Annotated in this window: 10 protein-coding genes; 4 read left to right on the plus strand and 6 right to left on the minus strand. The window is 47.0% G+C overall.

The genetic code is table 11. The annotated features are described in order from the left end of the window. Positions 1-842: Calx-beta domain-containing protein (locus QUB77_RS06730; protein WP_333174692.1), on the plus strand; the 842-nt coding region annotated here is incomplete at its 5' end. 317 nt (positions 843-1,159) lie between these two features. Here QUB77_RS06730 and QUB77_RS06735 read toward each other — a convergent pair. After that, positions 1,160-1,753, minus strand: a complete 594-nt coding sequence (locus QUB77_RS06735; RefSeq protein WP_333174690.1) for a DUF4129 domain-containing protein — start codon at positions 1,751-1,753, stop codon at positions 1,160-1,162. Between the two features lie 478 nt (positions 1,754-2,231). On the opposite strand from QUB77_RS06735, the gene QUB77_RS06740 reads away from it, so the two are divergent. From QUB77_RS06740 to QUB77_RS06750, 3 genes are all read left to right on the plus strand, one after another. Next, a complete protein-coding gene (locus tag QUB77_RS06740) occupies positions 2,232-3,959 on the plus strand; it encodes a diflavin flavoprotein (protein ID WP_333174689.1) in 1,728 nt (575 codons plus the stop codon). 444 nt (positions 3,960-4,403) lie between these two features. Then, positions 4,404-5,033 carry a hypothetical protein gene (locus tag QUB77_RS06745; protein WP_333174686.1) on the plus strand — a complete coding sequence of 210 codons (630 nt, stop codon included), beginning with the start codon at positions 4,404-4,406 and terminating at the stop codon, positions 5,031-5,033. Further along, positions 5,026-6,771: a diflavin flavoprotein gene (locus QUB77_RS06750; RefSeq protein ID WP_333174684.1), complete on the plus strand. Its 1,746-nt coding sequence runs from the start codon at positions 5,026-5,028 to the stop codon at positions 6,769-6,771. The genes QUB77_RS06745 and QUB77_RS06750 overlap by 8 nt, the downstream gene beginning before the upstream one ends. A gap of 104 nt (positions 6,772-6,875) precedes the next feature. Here QUB77_RS06750 and pgsA read toward each other — a convergent pair whose 3' ends face one another. The 5 genes from pgsA to QUB77_RS06775 all read right to left on the minus strand — a co-directional run bounded on the left by pgsA (position 6,876) and on the right by QUB77_RS06775 (position 14,402). Further along, positions 6,876-7,394, minus strand: a complete 519-nt coding sequence (gene pgsA, locus QUB77_RS06755) for a CDP-diacylglycerol--glycerol-3-phosphate 3-phosphatidyltransferase (protein WP_333174682.1) — start codon at positions 7,392-7,394, stop codon at positions 6,876-6,878. A gap of 208 nt (positions 7,395-7,602) precedes the next feature. Beyond that, the gene (locus QUB77_RS06760) at positions 7,603-8,448 is read right to left on the minus strand and encodes an ADP-ribosylglycohydrolase family protein (RefSeq protein ID WP_333174679.1); all 846 of its coding nucleotides are present in this window, start codon (positions 8,446-8,448) and stop codon (positions 7,603-7,605) included. 83 nt (positions 8,449-8,531) lie between these two features. Continuing rightward, positions 8,532-9,197: a sugar transferase gene (locus QUB77_RS06765; RefSeq protein ID WP_333174676.1), complete on the minus strand. Its 666-nt coding sequence runs from the start codon at positions 9,195-9,197 to the stop codon at positions 8,532-8,534. Positions 9,198-9,515: 318 nt separating this feature from the next. After that, the gene (locus tag QUB77_RS06770; RefSeq protein ID WP_333174673.1) at positions 9,516-13,859 is read right to left on the minus strand and encodes a hypothetical protein; all 4,344 of its coding nucleotides are present in this window, start codon (positions 13,857-13,859) and stop codon (positions 9,516-9,518) included. Positions 13,860-14,165: 306 nt separating this feature from the next. Then, entirely contained in the window at positions 14,166-14,402 is a 237-nt protein-coding gene (locus QUB77_RS06775) for a hypothetical protein (RefSeq protein ID WP_333174671.1), read from the minus strand. Positions 14,403-14,698 lie beyond the last annotated feature (296 nt).

Here is a 14,698-nt window from a genome sequence, read left to right on the forward strand (position 1 = left end):
TGACTGATGCGATTTTGGAATCATCGCCGGAAACGGTTAATTTGGTGCTCTTCGGTGGCAATGTCAGTAATCCGTCACTTTTGACGATTAATGATGTGGCGCCAACTCCGACGCCGACTCCAACTCCAGCAACATCAACAGCAACCCAGTTTGTTTTTAGTGCGGCTACTTTCAGCACTCAGGAATCATCTGGCTTTGCTACGGTGACAGTCAATCGCATCGGCCCCAATACGGCGACCGCAAGCATTAGCTACAGTACTCTTGACGGCACCGCCCTATCAACTGGAAGTGCGGTTGATTATGCCTCTAGTGCTGGTGTACTCAACTTTGGCCCTGGGGAAACTTCCAAGACGTTCAGCATCTTTGTCAATCCTGATACTGTGCCTGAAATGACTGAGACTGTTAACCTATTTCTCAACAACGGCCCCGTCGGCACTCCGTCAACAGCAAGACTAGACATTATTGACGGTAGCAGCAGTGCATCTGGCAATATCTTCCAGTATAGTGCGTCTAATTACGGCACGATCGCCACTCAGGGGGGCCGCACAACGGTTACAGTTACCCGCTCAAGCGGCTTAGGTGCAGCATCGATTGATTATATTATTCTGGCGGGTACTCCAGGCAGTGGCTCTGCACCTGAATTTGGTACCGACTACCTGCTTAGCCCGGGCGGCCCCACTGGCGGCACGTTGTCCTTCGCCGACGGCCAACTCAGCCAAACCTTTACTATTCAAGACAACCCATTTAGTACCAATAATGGGACTGTGAACTTAGGTCTTGCTAACCCCACTGCGGGCTATAATTTCGGCAGTACAGCGGCAACAAGTATCACTCTCATCTAAGGCTGTTAGTAGGGCGAGGAATCCTTGCTCTACTAATATGTCCCGCAAGTAGTTAAATGCTTTTTATCGATTGGATATTATAGCAATCCTTGCAGGAGTCGTAAATTTTTTACCCCACCCCAACCCTCCTCTTACCAAGGGGAGGTAGTAAGAAATTCACAAATGATTTAGGATTGCTATATATCGTTTCCGGTTGCATGGGAATGATAAAGTCAAGGTCAATAATTCCACATTCCCCGACTCCCACTCCCCACTCCCAACGGAACATCATTCCGGTGTTACCGGAATTGATATTATTGTTTTTTGCCCTTACCTACTTAATCCTTAATTTGTTGATAAGCTTGCTGACACTGTTCAAAGGTTGAGGCGGAAGCTTCCCTATTCCCAAAATATAGTTGCTGATGGATTGTTATCACAGTTTCGTAAGGCACTGGCTGGGGTAATTGCTGGATTAATTCCAAATATTCGCCATCAGTGCGACTGGGTTGGTGAACCACGGTTCCCGCATCATTCAACCGCTGCAACACCGCCATGTAAAGACAGCGGCAAGCTTGGCGGTATTTCCCTTGTTGCTGCAATTTTTGCGATCGCAACAACCACTCTGCTACCGACAAATCGTTAATGGTTTTTTTCGCACTTCCATCAGTTGTTTGATTCCTATTTTTGAAATTATGAATATAAAAACGTAACAGTTGCCAAATCTGCCAACTCGCCCAGACTGCGAGCAATGCTAAGATTAACCAAAAGGCTGCTTTAGCGATCGCCCCTAAGATGGGGGAATCGAACCAAGATGGCAATTTGACATTCGGTATACTTTGGGCAGTTTTTAGTTCCCACCACTCCTGCAATCGTTGTTGCGACTGTCCTAATTGCCAACCCAAATTAGTTTTATCAAAGGAACTTTCAGACATAGCTTTACATCAATCAGTAGATTTTTGATTGCGGATTGGAAAAATTTTTCTTCTATAATTATCCCCAAAACCCCGACTTCTTAAAGAAATCTGGGATAAGAGAGCGCGATCGCATTTGACGTTTGATAAGGTTGACTTAAATGCCAAGTTATTGTCCCTCATTCAAATTGCCGCGCGATCGAGAATCGGATTTGAGTGATATTCTTCTAAAGTGGCGATCGCCCAACCGCTTGAATTCAGTTTTGTTACCACAGAGATAAGTTTATTGTCAACTGTTTATAGGCTCAAAATTCATTTTATTGAATTTTCCTTCTTCCTCAAATCCGTTACATCCGCTACAGTGCTTTGTTGCGGAACTGCCTTACGCCATAAATTTTGGGATACTTAACAGCCTCATAAGAAATTTTATAAAGATTTACAAAAGAAACGTGTCAGAATGAAGACAATAAGGTAATGGGTAAAAGACAAGGAGGCACTGATGGTAGCGCTGACTGAACGAGTCCAACGCAGATTGACGGTGGAAAAAGTCGAAATTGCCTCTGATACAACGGCAATTCGATGCCTGGACTGGGATAGAGACCGCTTTGACATCGAATTCGGACTCAAAAACGGTACAACTTACAACTCATTCATCATTCGCGGTGAAAAAACAGCCCTCGTCGATACCTCGCACGAGAAGTTTCGCCAGCAATACATGGACACTCTGACGGGCGAAATTGACCCCAAACAGATTGACTATCTAATTATCAGCCACACCGAACCAGACCACAGCGGTTTAGTCAAAGACGTGCTGGCGCTGGCACCCCAAGCGATTGTCGTGGGGGCAAAAGTAGCAATTCAATTTTTAGAAAACCTTGTACACCAACCATTTGAGCGATTGGTAGTCAAAAACGGGGACAAACTAGATTTAGGAAACGGCCACATAATCGAATTCGTATCGGCGCCGAACTTGCACTGGCCTGATACTATTTTCAGCTACGACAGCAAAAGTCAAGTGCTGTTTACCTGCGACGCTTTCGGGATGCACTACTGTTCCGACAGCACCTTCGATGACGATTTAGCAGCAGTTGAGGAAGATTACCACTTTTATTATGAGTGTTTGATGGCTCCCAACGCTCGATCGGTACTCGCTGCAATGAAGCGGATGGCAGAATTGGGAGAAATCGGTACAGTTGCGACCGGTCACGGGCCTCTGCTGCGGCACAATGTGGTGGAACTTACCGGACGCTACAAAAAGTGGAGCCAAGCGCAAGCTAAGGCAGAAACCACTGTAGCGGTATTTTACACCTCCGACTACGGATGGAGCGATCGACTCAGCCAGGCGATCGCCCACGGTATCACCAAAACCGGTGTCGCCGTGGAAATGATGGATTTGAGAATTGCCGACTTGCAAGAAGTCCGCGAACTTGTCGGTAATGCTGCCGGTATCGTGATTTGTTCGCCGCCGAGTAGTGGTACTGCTGCTGTGAATGCCGAAGCTGCTATCAACACAATTTTAGTTGCGGCTAACAACAAACAATCTTTCGGTTTGTGCGAATCCGGCGGTGGCGATGACGCATCGATTTACCCGCTGCGAAACAAGTTCAAAGAGTTGGGTTTAAAAGAAGCATTTCCCAACATTTTAATTAAAGAATCACCGACAGAAGCGAGTTATCAACTTTGCGACGAAGCCGGCACCGACTTGGGACAGTGGCTGACGCGGGACAAGGCTGTCAAACAGATGAAATCCCTCGACAGCGACCTTGATAAAGCTTTGGGACGAATCAGCGGCGGACTGTACATCATCACCGCCCAAAAAGGATCTGTTAGCGGTGCGATGCTAGCTTCTTGGGTAACTCAAGCTAGCTTTAAACCGCTGGGTTTAACAATAGCAGTTGCGAAGGATCGGGCGATTGAATCGATGATGCACGCGGGAGATAAATTTGTTCTCAACGTGCTGGAAGAAGGCAATTATCAAACTTTGATGAGGCACTTTTTAAAGCGTTTTGCTCCGGGTGCCGATCGATTTGCCGGAGTTAAAACTCAACCAGCAACCAACGGTTCTCCGATTCTGACAGATGCTTTGGCGTACATGGAATGCGAAGTAGTCAGCCGGATGGAACTTTCGGACCATCATATCGTATATGCGATCGTCGATAGTGGCCGTGTCTCCAATCCAGAAGCACTGCCTGCAGTTCACCACCGAAAAGTCGGAAATCACTATTAGCAAGTTGACAGTTGACAGTTGACTGTTGACTGTTGGCAGTTGTTAGGAGTAAGAAGGAAGAAGGCTATAAAGGCTTCGCGAGCGCGTCACAAGAAGGAATAAGGATGTTTCAATAAGCGCGTTTAACCCCTGATAAATGTCGTTTACATCCGAGGCCAGATCCCCCCTTAAGAAGGGGGGAACAGGAAACAGTTCAAAGTCCCCCTTCTTAAGGGGGATTTAGGGGGAGCTAGCCTGGGCTACAAACGAGATTTTTCAAGGCTTTAGGCTTTTGAGATCCATTCACTGCAAACCATACGCCGCCAACAGTTGCTTTTTTTTATTTCTTTCTCTCTTCCTTTCTTACTTACTCTGCATTAGGTGTGCAACACCTTACCAGGCGATAAAAGTACACCGGGCAAATTGTTGTCATTCTGACTCCATTTTCACTCTTAGGAATTGCTAATGCCTGCCAATCTTTTAGAAGACCGAGATTACACAATTATTATTGCCAGAAGCGATGCCAGCAGAGACCCTCACCATCCTTGGTACGAGGAGTGGGTAGAAGCACAGGCATCTCTGATCGACTTAGCAAAAAAATGTCAGCAATTTGACAGCGACGGCATCACCCTTTACGAAGCTTCTACTCCTATGTGGAAGTATAAAAATTCCAATGTTGCCCGGTTAGCTGAAATTTTGCAGCGACAAAATACGGAACCGGATTCAGAACAGCCGACTACAATTCATTTGGAAGAAGCTCTGAAAGCAACTTTTAGCGATTATTTCGCAAACAAAACAGATGGCAGAGGGAAGAAAGGAGCAATAATTGTTGCAGTCCTCGATCAAAAACCCGAAAATACCGCGGCTGTCGCTGAAATTATTGTAAGTGCAGCAAATAAAATAGATAAAGATGAAGAAATTGGAGTGAGCTTTATCCAAATTGGGGATGATTTGAAAACCAGGGAATTTCTGACTGACCTGGATACCAATTTACAGGGTAGAGGTGCAAAGTTTGACATTGTAGATACCAAGTTTTGGCACGAAATCAAAAGAAGTTCTGTAGTTCAGTTTCTCATAGGTGCAATTAATGACTAACACTTTGACTCCTAGACTCGCATCGGATGCCAAACCCCGCGACGTGCAGTTTATCCCGATCGCACTCGATACTTTTATTGTGCGATCGCGCACTTGGGACAGACTCAAATTTGAAGTCGAATATTCGCTGCAAAAAGGTACGACAGCCAATAGCTATATTATTCAAGCTGACAAAACTGCTTTGTTCGACCCGCCAGGGGAATCTTTTACCCAAAATTACCTGGAATTTTTGCAGCAACGGGTGGACTTGACCAAGCTGGATTACATAATTTTGGGGCATTTTAATGCTAACAGATCAGTAACAATTAAAGCTCTGTTAGAATTAGCTCCTCAAGTAGCTTTGGTTTGCACGAATCCCGCCGCAATTAGTTTGCGGGCCGCTTTTCCCGACCAAGAATTAAACATTCTGATCGTTCGGGGAGAAGAAACTCTCAACTTAGGAAAAGGTCACGCCTTAAAATTCATCGCGACTCCCACTCCTCGCTGGCCTGATGAACTTTGCACCTACGATCCGCAAACTCGAATCGTGTTCACGGACAAACTATTTGGAGCTCACGTTTGCGGCGACCAAGTATTTGATGAAGGGTGGAGCGTTTACAGCGAAGATCGGCGCTATTATTACGATTCCCTGCACGCATCTCAGGCAAAACAAGTGCTGACGGCAATGGATAAATTCGCCGATTTACCAGCAGCATTTTATGCTCCCGGTCACGGCCCGATCGTCCGTTACGGCCTTAATGAACTCAGCAATTTGTATCGGGAATGGAGCCAGCAACAAAATTCAAAAGACTTGACAGTTGCTTTGATTTATGCTTCGGCTTACGGAAATACGGCGACTTTAGCGCAGGCGATCGCCAAAGGAATTACTAAAGCCGGCGTTGCGGTGGAAAGTATCAACTGCGAATTTGCCGAACCGGGAGAAATTCAAGAGGCGATCGAAAAATGCGCCGGATTTATCATCGGAACTCCCACGCTAGCAGGACACGCTCCGACGCAAATTCAAACTGCTTTGGGAATAGTTTTATCTACCGCAAGTAAAAGCAAACTAGCAGGGGTTTTCGGTTCTTTTGGCTGGAGTGGAGAGGCGATCGACTTAGTGGAAAACAAGCTGAAAGATGCCGGCTATCGAATTGGATTTGAGCCGATTCGAGCAAAATTTAAGCCGACGGCGGCGACAATTCACGAGTGCAAAGAAGCGGGAACAGATTTTGCTCAAGCTTTGATTCGATCGCAAAAATTGCGGGCACCGAAACCGCAGTTAGCAGCGGGTAGCGATCGCACTGAACAAGCAGTAGGAAGACTCGTTGGTTCGCTGTGCGTACTCTCGGCGAAGCGGGGGGATGTCACCAGTGCGATGCTGGCTTCCTGGGTATCGCAAGCAACGTTTAATCCGCCCGGTGTGACGATTGCGGTGGCGAAAGATCGATCGATCGAAGGTTTGATGTACGCCGGAGATAAGTTTGTGCTCAACATCTTAGCCGAAGGGCGACAGTTGCGGAAGTATTTCATGAAAAACTTTGCTCCGGGAGAAGACAGATTTGCCGGAGTCGAAACAATGGAAGCTAGCAACGGCTGTCCAGTTTTGACTGATGCTCTAGCTTATCTCGAATGCGAAGTAATAAGTCGGATGGAATGCGGCGATCACTGGGTAGTTTATGCGGCGGTTGAAAACGGTCATTTGCTGAAAAATGACGGTGTGACAGCGGTGCATTACCGGAAATCTGGGAGTCATTATTAAACTACAGCTAGGACACGGCATTGCCGTGTCCCTACAAATACATCGAAGTTTTTATCTGCGTTAATCCGCGTTCATCTGCCCTCATCTGCGGTTTAAAAACCGATTTACTTGTCCTCAGCAGTCTTTTCCGGCCACAGATAAATAGCGCCCGAAATCAAAGTTAAAGCCACAGAAACCCAAAAAGCAATTAATGCCGGAAAATTCCACGCTTCAGACAAAGGAGCGATTAAAAGTGCGATCGCCACAATCTGACTCACCGTCTTCAACTTCCCCCAAATATTAGCTCCCGAAATCGTAGTTTTATTAACACGCCACCCCGCAATTGTCAACTCCCTGCCCAAAATCAAAAACACTCCCCAAGCCGGGACTCGACCCAACTCAATCAACACTAAAAGCGGCGCGAGAACCAACAATTTATCCACCAAAGGATCGAGAAACTTACCCAAATCGGTAATTTGATTCAGCTTCCTAGCCAAATAGCCGTCCAGCCAATCAGTAGCCGCAGCTACTACAAAAATTGCGGTGCAAATCCAGCGGCTTTGCCCGCTTGGGTCGTACAAACCGTAGAGCAGAAAAGGCACTCCCAGCAAGCGAGAAAAAGTAATCAAATTAGGCAAATTCATAATAGATAGGGCTAAGGTTAACTGGAACATTAAACAAAGGTATGTAGTTGCGCTTTAGCGCTCTTAGCTTAGGAAAGAGCGCTAAAGCGCAACTACATACCTAAAATTTAACCCTATTTGTGACAGTTGGCCTTAATCCTAATAGAAAGAAGTTCGGCAACGAAACAGTGTAAGGGATTTAACAGATGTAACCTATCTCAGGAAGAAGTCAGAAGTCGATCGCGCAATTCATTAACTGTCGATCCAGTTCTATGATATAATCTCTGCCGTAAGATTTATTTTCTAATCCTTGTACCAAATTTTCTGGCAGGTCTTGGGCAATTTCATTGCTACAGGAACCAGCAGCTAAAGCAATAGTTGCTACTGTATCAACATCTCCCGAAAAAGCAATGCAATCTTGGAGCAGTGTGCTCATACTATCATTTCGCATGACCGCAGTAATAGCTGCTCTAACACAGACCAAACCTTTAACGCTGACTTCTCCTTGCCAAGGTATCGACCACTCACCAGGGACGTGCTTTTCTAGAAAAATTCCCAAATTCTTCTTTAAACCTAGCTTATAAATAAAGTAATGAGACATCAAAGCAGCCGCTATAGCTGCTTTAATGCCATCAGGAGTATTGTGAGTAATGGCAGCTTGAACGGTAGCATTTTCGATGACTTTTTCAATAGTAGGAAAAACGCCAATCGGCCCGGCTCGCATCGCCGAGCCGCTTTTATCGCTAGCGGAGTGAATTTTTTCTAAGAATTCTTTTCCGTCTTGAACTTGTAGTAAAAAATTGTAAAATTTACCAGCATAACCAAATCGCCGATCGCGCCCAAAAGCTGCAACAAATTTGCTGGCTAAAAGTTCCGGTGTCCAAGGTTCTCGGCTGACGATAGCTTCTGCGACCGCTAAACTCATCTGCGTATCGTCTGTGTAACATCCAGGCGGGATATCGTGACGGGGATGCTTGATGTAACCGTTGAGATTGTTGTACATTTCGATCGTCTGCCGATCAACAAATTCAAAACCAGCACCGTAAGCGTCACCAATCGCTAATTCTATTAACATATATTTAATCCGTTTCCTACTATTTCATCCCCTGTGTTTCCCTAAAATTTAAAATCCCAAAACACCCCCAAACAGCAAGTCTATTAACACGCACCGTTTTTACTGAAGACAACCCAAATTGTTTGGCAAATCAGAATGATGTCGTACACAACAGACCACTTGCGCTGATAGTCGAGATCCATGAGTACAATCTCGTCAAAGTCTTTAACTCCAGACCGTCCGTTGACTTGCCACTCCCCAGTCATACCGGGTTTGACATTTAAACGTTGCCAGTGAAAATCGTCATAGGCAGCAACTTCATCAGGAGTTGGCGGCCGAGTTCCCACCAAACTCATGTCGCCGACTAACACGTTCCAGAATTGGGGCAACTCGTCCAAACTCGTGCACCGTAAAAAGCGACCGACGCGGGTAATTCGCGGGTCATTTTCATTCTTAAAAATGTGACCCTTGGCTTGGTTCCTAACTAAATGTTTGAGGTTTTCTGCACCGACAACCATCGATCGAAATTTCCACATTCTGAAATGTCGCCCTTTGAAGCTGCAGCGGACTTGACTGTACAGCAGCGGGCCCGGATTGTCCAACAGCATCGCCACTGCCACCGGCACCGCCACCACTGCAGCAATTGCCAGTCCCAGCAGCGAGCCCAAAATATCGATCGCCCGCTTTACCTTGCTCGTTACGGATCGGTGAATCGGACTTTTTGATACACAGACTTTGTAAGTAAATTCTTGAAAAAATAAGGACAGCATTTCTGATAATGATGATTTCGACGAGGCACCCATCGGAAATTTCATATGATTTCTCTCAACTTTAACGATCTCTTACGTCCATCTTATTAGCCATCCCAAATTTGCAGAAGCTGAAATGCTCAGCTTTGCACAATCTTTAAAAAGCAATAACACTTTTATAAAGTTTCTATGTATCTTTTATAAAAACGTATAAAGTTTATGTAAACTTACGTAAATTTACAGAAAAAAGTTCGTCCTGGACGAAAAAAAACCGGGTTTCGAGTAGGACTCTTCCCGGAAGACAGGGAGGATTATACTGAGAAACCTGGTTTTTGCCGTTTAGCGATAAATATCGGTGCGAACATCCCAAGCAAGTGTTAGTGGCTCTAACAATTTTTGCTGGCTGCTAGAGGCGAGTTTGCCCAAATATTTGCGAACAACAAAGGCGTGTTCGAGATTCAACCGATAACCCCGCGAGACATCTTCAAAGAAAAGCGGCTCAGCCAAAATTTCTTCCCAATCAGGATTTTGCCTCGACTCCTCGGCCAACAGCATGAAATCTTCCTCCGCAGGCACAAGTCCCGCCGGCAAATTTCCTTCCAAAATCCGCAAAATCCGGGGCTCGCAGGTGCGGGTATTCACGCCCTGGCGTTCCAACAACTGCAAAATTTCCTGAAAGCTCAGAGTTTCCTCACCCAAAACCTTCATTAATTCCCACAGCAGAAAAAAGTCGCTGTACTGCTGCTGCGACACATCCAAAATGTGAGGATAGAGAGCCAAACTCGCCAACCCGCAGGCAACTCGACCCATTTTTTGGGGAAAATTTGTACTTTGAGATACAGAATTTAATGCAGAATTGTGAATCTCAAAAATATCTCGATCGCCCTGCAATTCGTGGTCTTGAACCACGATCGCATTTGGCAGCTTCTGCCGCAACCAGCGGGCGATCGCAGGCCAAGCACCCATACCCCCCGCACAAATCGCCTGATTAATCCCCGCCGACGACATTCCCGCGCGGCTCAGCAAAGCATTTAATTCACGGTTCAACTGCTGCACAAAAGGCACTAAAACCAGACTTTCCAAATCTTTGCGCTTCACATCCCAATGCTGCTGGCCAATATCCAAAGCAAAACTTTTTTGATGTTGCAAAATAAATTTTATTTGCTTTGCTGCTTCTAACAATTGCAGGCCAAAAGCAGAACCTTGTAACCGCTGCTGCAATTGATAGCGGTTCGGCAAATCAGGATGCCCCGGACGTGGCAAATCGATCGACATTCCCCAAGTTTCATTTTTAGCCAACAACTGACAGATAATATCCTGATCGAAAGCATCGCCAGCAAAACCAAAACTGTGGCAAGTAAAATCAGCACGAGTTAAATCTTGAAAATTGGACGGCAACTCAACTAAAGCTAATTCCACCGTCGCCGCCCCCGCATTCAAAATCAAAGTTCCCCCGCTAAAAGATGAAGCATTCACAGTCAGCGGTGCAGCTTCTTGAGTGCCCTTAGCAGAATCCACGGCTGACGACTCGACTTCCATGCCATTTTTTACAGGAGTTACAGCGGCAAGCAAAGTGGCGATCGCATCTTCCACCACAAAAATTTGCGAACCAGAAGCCACCAGAGACGCGCCCAAAACCGCCTCCCGCAGATTAAACATATAAACATCCGACCAGCCGGCCGGAGTCCCCAAAATTACACCCTGCAAGTCTAAAAGCGCCGCATCGAGAGTTTCTGGCGTCAGTCCCGAAGCCCTACAAATTAAATTAGAAACTGGCAATCCTGCAAAATTCGCCCTCGGCATTGCAGAATCCAAAATTTCCTCGGATTCGGCAAATTTTTGCCCCTGCGTCCTCGGATTCAAAGTAGCCAGCAGCGCCCGCACAGCTTGCAGCGGCAAGGCGATCGAAAAAGCCTGCAAGGGCGACCACTGCAACAGCGGTTCGTACATCCCAGCAGCCTCCCGCTGATAAGGAATGCCCACCTTTAAAGGCAATTTAAAATTTTCCAATAAAAATTCTTCTGCAGCCAAAGCCTGGGGTCGGAATCCTACCGACTTGACTGTCACCTCTGACCCTGGGCTTCCTGGGGCTGTTTGGGCCAGCACCGCAGCCGAGGGAATCCGACAACTGGCGTCTGCTGGGGAACCCTCAGCCTGCGATGCTTCCCAGTAAATCGGGTGCAACTGACCGCTGGTGCGATCAAGCAAAGCCGCCGACAGGCCGCTGGAACCAAAATCAATGCCCAAATACCAGCTAGAATTCCGGCGTTCTGGGGATGGGGCGATCGCACCTACTGCCGAATGCCCAGCCGAGTCTTGCTGCTGTGTCCCGGCTAACTCGCTAAAATCGGTTTTCCCCTCAACAACTCCTGCTTTACTCTCTGTCGAAATTAGGTTTTTTTTTTGACTTTCTGGAGGACTCGATCGCAGTTCGTTAGTTTCCGCAGTTTCTGGAGGGGGAGAATCAGTCGAAGGTCGATCGGTCTCGGTTAAACTAGCCAAAATCTCGTCTAGCGTCAAATTCGAGTCGTCTTCCTCCGCAAACAAATTATCCTCAAGTTCGTTTTCCAAAACAAAGGGTTCATCATCAGAGGAGAGTTCCAACACATCGGAGAACAAATCCTCCAGCGTGCCGAGTTCTTCCTCTGCCGCCTCCGCAAAGGGATTGTTTGCAATGCCTTCGGGGGAACTGGCCGATAAATCCAAGCTGTTAGCGACTGAGAAATTCGATCGCCCAAAGCTAGTATTTTCCAATCCCTCCAGATTGTAGAGGTCTGCCTCCAAAAGTTCCAGAGTATTGTTGTCCAAATTTAGAGCTCGATCGAGGTCATCTTCTAATTCCTCGACCGGCAGCAAATCCTCGTCCGGCGAAGCTTGGATGTACCCATCATCGAGCCGCTGCGAGGATGAGTCGAATTCACCAGTTTGAACGTCACCGGCACTCGGCACACGGGACTCGGCACTGGGTGGGTGAGGGCTAATTTCTACAGGCGTTCTCAACGGCAAAGCTGCTGATTGAGGCTCAGTAGCGCCGAACTGCTGGCTGAGGTTTTGACCGGTTTCTAGATTTTCTCGATCGTCCCCGTCAAGTTGCACCTCAGCGGTTGAGGGTGGTGCTTCTGAAACTTGAGGTACTGTTGCCACTTGCGGTTCAAATAAATCTGCACTATCTAAAGTTAGAGACTCTACAGAATTCCCCATTACAAAGTCTGAATCTTCATCTACTAAAGTCTCTTCCAGAGATTCGCCTTCATCCAGCAGATTTACAAACAAATCTTCGGTCATTTTTAGCGATTCTGCAGTTTCCTGATCTGTCGTCGCTTGATATTCTACGCCTTCAGATTTTGCCTCAATTACCTTATTTTCTACCGGAAAACTTTCGATTTCTAATTCAACTTCAGGAACCGCTTCTCCCGCAAACAAACTTGCATACAAATCCTCAATGTCTTCTTCGGTTTCTGTTAACCTATTCTCCGATTCACCGCCAGTAAACCGAGCTGCATTTTGAGATATTTCGGGGGTAGAACCCAAGAAATTATCTTCCGACTCCGGGAGCAAACTTGGGGCTTGAATGCGGTCGCGATCGCGCCTCAACTGTCTGAATTGCGGAGAAATTTCTGTACCGGCGTAGGGAAATCTGTCTTGTTCTCCGAATTCGCCGGTGCGAATTTCCTGCACCGAGTCTCCCGTCAGAGTCTCTGGAGTATTTGAAAGGGCGGGAGCGACATCCGATCGATCGGCTGCGGTTGGGGTGACGGTTTCGAGATTATTTGCTAAATCGATCGGCTGTTGAACGTAGGAAGACGCTTCTCGCCCCAACTGTGAGGCCAAGTGGTTGACCAAAGCCGCGAACATCCCCTCGCTCTGCTGGCTCAAACCGTACATATTTTCGAGTTCTTGTCTCAAGGAAGCTTGATAGCTTTGCAGATTTGCTTGCAAAGCCTCGAACACGATAGCCATCCTAGAATCGAGACTCATCAGCAGACTGTCAGCATGAGATTGCAAAAGTTGCATTTGCTCCAACCTCTGAGCCGGCGTCAGCAGCGGGTGTTCTTCTGAGGTTTGTCGGTTAAGTGTTACGTCAATAGCCGATTGTTCATCAGGCGCACTGCCCAAAGAGTATGGTGCTGAGATGCTTTGCAATAACTGATTTTCTAGGGAACTGAGAATTTGGGAGAAATCGCTAGTCAAGGTTTCTTCCAAGCGACCAGTCAGTACCTGCAAGAATTCAGCAATGATTTGCTGTTGGTTGGCTTGTTGCTGAGCTAGGGATTGTTGCTGCTGCCGTTTTGCTTCTAGCTGTTTGATTTCTTGAATTAGAGCTTGCTGCTCTTGCCGCAAAGCTTCTATGTCTTCTTGGAGTGGCCCTGTCAGGCTTGAACGCAGGTGGCTGATTTCTCCGGTTACGGCAAGCATGATTTGCTCTGCGGCTGAGGGGCCAGGGGCGGGCAGAGGCACTTTGGGCACTGGAACCGGTTGCGGGCGGACATTTGGGCGGGCGGGGGCTTTTGGGGCCGTTTGCTTTGAGTCGGAGGAAACCAGATAAGCGCGAATTCGCTCTAAAAGTTGGCGCTGGTGGACAGTATCTATCGAACCCGTCCAAGGCAAGCGGGGTGCGGGCTTGCTGAGTACCTCGTCTATCTCAGCAATCAGTGCTTGAATTTTGTACTTCTGAGAATTCAAGGGCGGAACCTCTGGGAATGCGGCTTGGGAGAAACTTTACCGACAAAAGACTGAAGTCAGGCGGCAGCGATGCCAATAGATAGAATAATCTGAATGCGAGTCCGTCAATCGATTTTAGATTTTAGATTTTAGATTTTAGATTTAAGCATTGACCCCACGGATAAATTCGGGGACTCCTTTATCGGATACAGGTTTTTTATTTCTGGACGGATGAATCCGGGGGCTTGTATCCTGGATGCTTGATTGTCAATAATTTACTAATATTTTCTGACAACTGTTAATTAACCTTTTGCCTTCGGAGCGCTTCTATTGCCTATGATAGGTTAGTCGGTACTTCCGCACCAAATGCCCGCTTCTATCAATTCCAAGTGCTTTCAAATTCTGCGACTCAGGGGCGAGTTTCCCTGCCCGGAGGCTGATTCCTGCTCCTAGTAGCTGCGATCCCGACGAACTTTTGCCTTCACCTGCTTGAACGGCGGGCCGCACACTGTCACCGCGAGTTTCGTTAGCATGGTGGCGCGCCAGTGTCTGTTCATTTTTCACCGACTTGGAAAAAACCTCAAACAATTTGGGCTTTGGGATACCGAGATTCGGGATTGTTCCCGTATACTGGATTTGAGTAACCTTTAATTATAGCCTATTATCTGTATTCATGGCTAGATACTAATGGTACAATAATGTGGGGTAGCAGAAAATTTTGCTGGGCGGTGGGTGGGTTTGGCTCGCCAAGAGCGCCTGTCTTTAGGCTCGCAATGGCTGTGGATTTTGCCGATCGTGCTGACATTTGCCAGGTTCTAGGTAGTTCGGATTTGGGATCTGTCTACCGTGCTTGCATGCTT

It is taken from the genome of Microcoleus sp. AT9b-C3, from assembly GCF_036705485.1.
Taxonomy (GTDB): Bacteria; Cyanobacteriota; Cyanobacteriia; order Cyanobacteriales; family Microcoleaceae; genus Microcoleus.

What these genes read in the sequence shown, in the direction of transcription:
- QUB77_RS06735 (WP_333174690.1), bottom strand. Translation starts at nt 1,753, where the DNA reads ATGTCTGAAAGTTCCTTTGATAAAACTAATTTGGGTTGGCAATTAGGA.
- QUB77_RS06740 (WP_333174689.1), top strand. Translation starts at nt 2,232, where the DNA reads ATGGTAGCGCTGACTGAACGAGTCCAACGCAGATTGACGGTGGAAAAA.
- QUB77_RS06745 (WP_333174686.1), top strand. Translation starts at nt 4,404, where the DNA reads ATGCCTGCCAATCTTTTAGAAGACCGAGATTACACAATTATTATTGCC.
- QUB77_RS06750 (WP_333174684.1), top strand. Translation starts at nt 5,026, where the DNA reads ATGACTAACACTTTGACTCCTAGACTCGCATCGGATGCCAAACCCCGC.
- pgsA (WP_333174682.1), bottom strand. Translation starts at nt 7,394, where the DNA reads ATGAATTTGCCTAATTTGATTACTTTTTCTCGCTTGCTGGGAGTGCCT.
- QUB77_RS06760 (WP_333174679.1), bottom strand. Translation starts at nt 8,448, where the DNA reads ATGTTAATAGAATTAGCGATTGGTGACGCTTACGGTGCTGGTTTTGAA.
- QUB77_RS06765 (WP_333174676.1), bottom strand. Translation starts at nt 9,197, where the DNA reads ATGCTGTCCTTATTTTTTCAAGAATTTACTTACAAAGTCTGTGTATCA.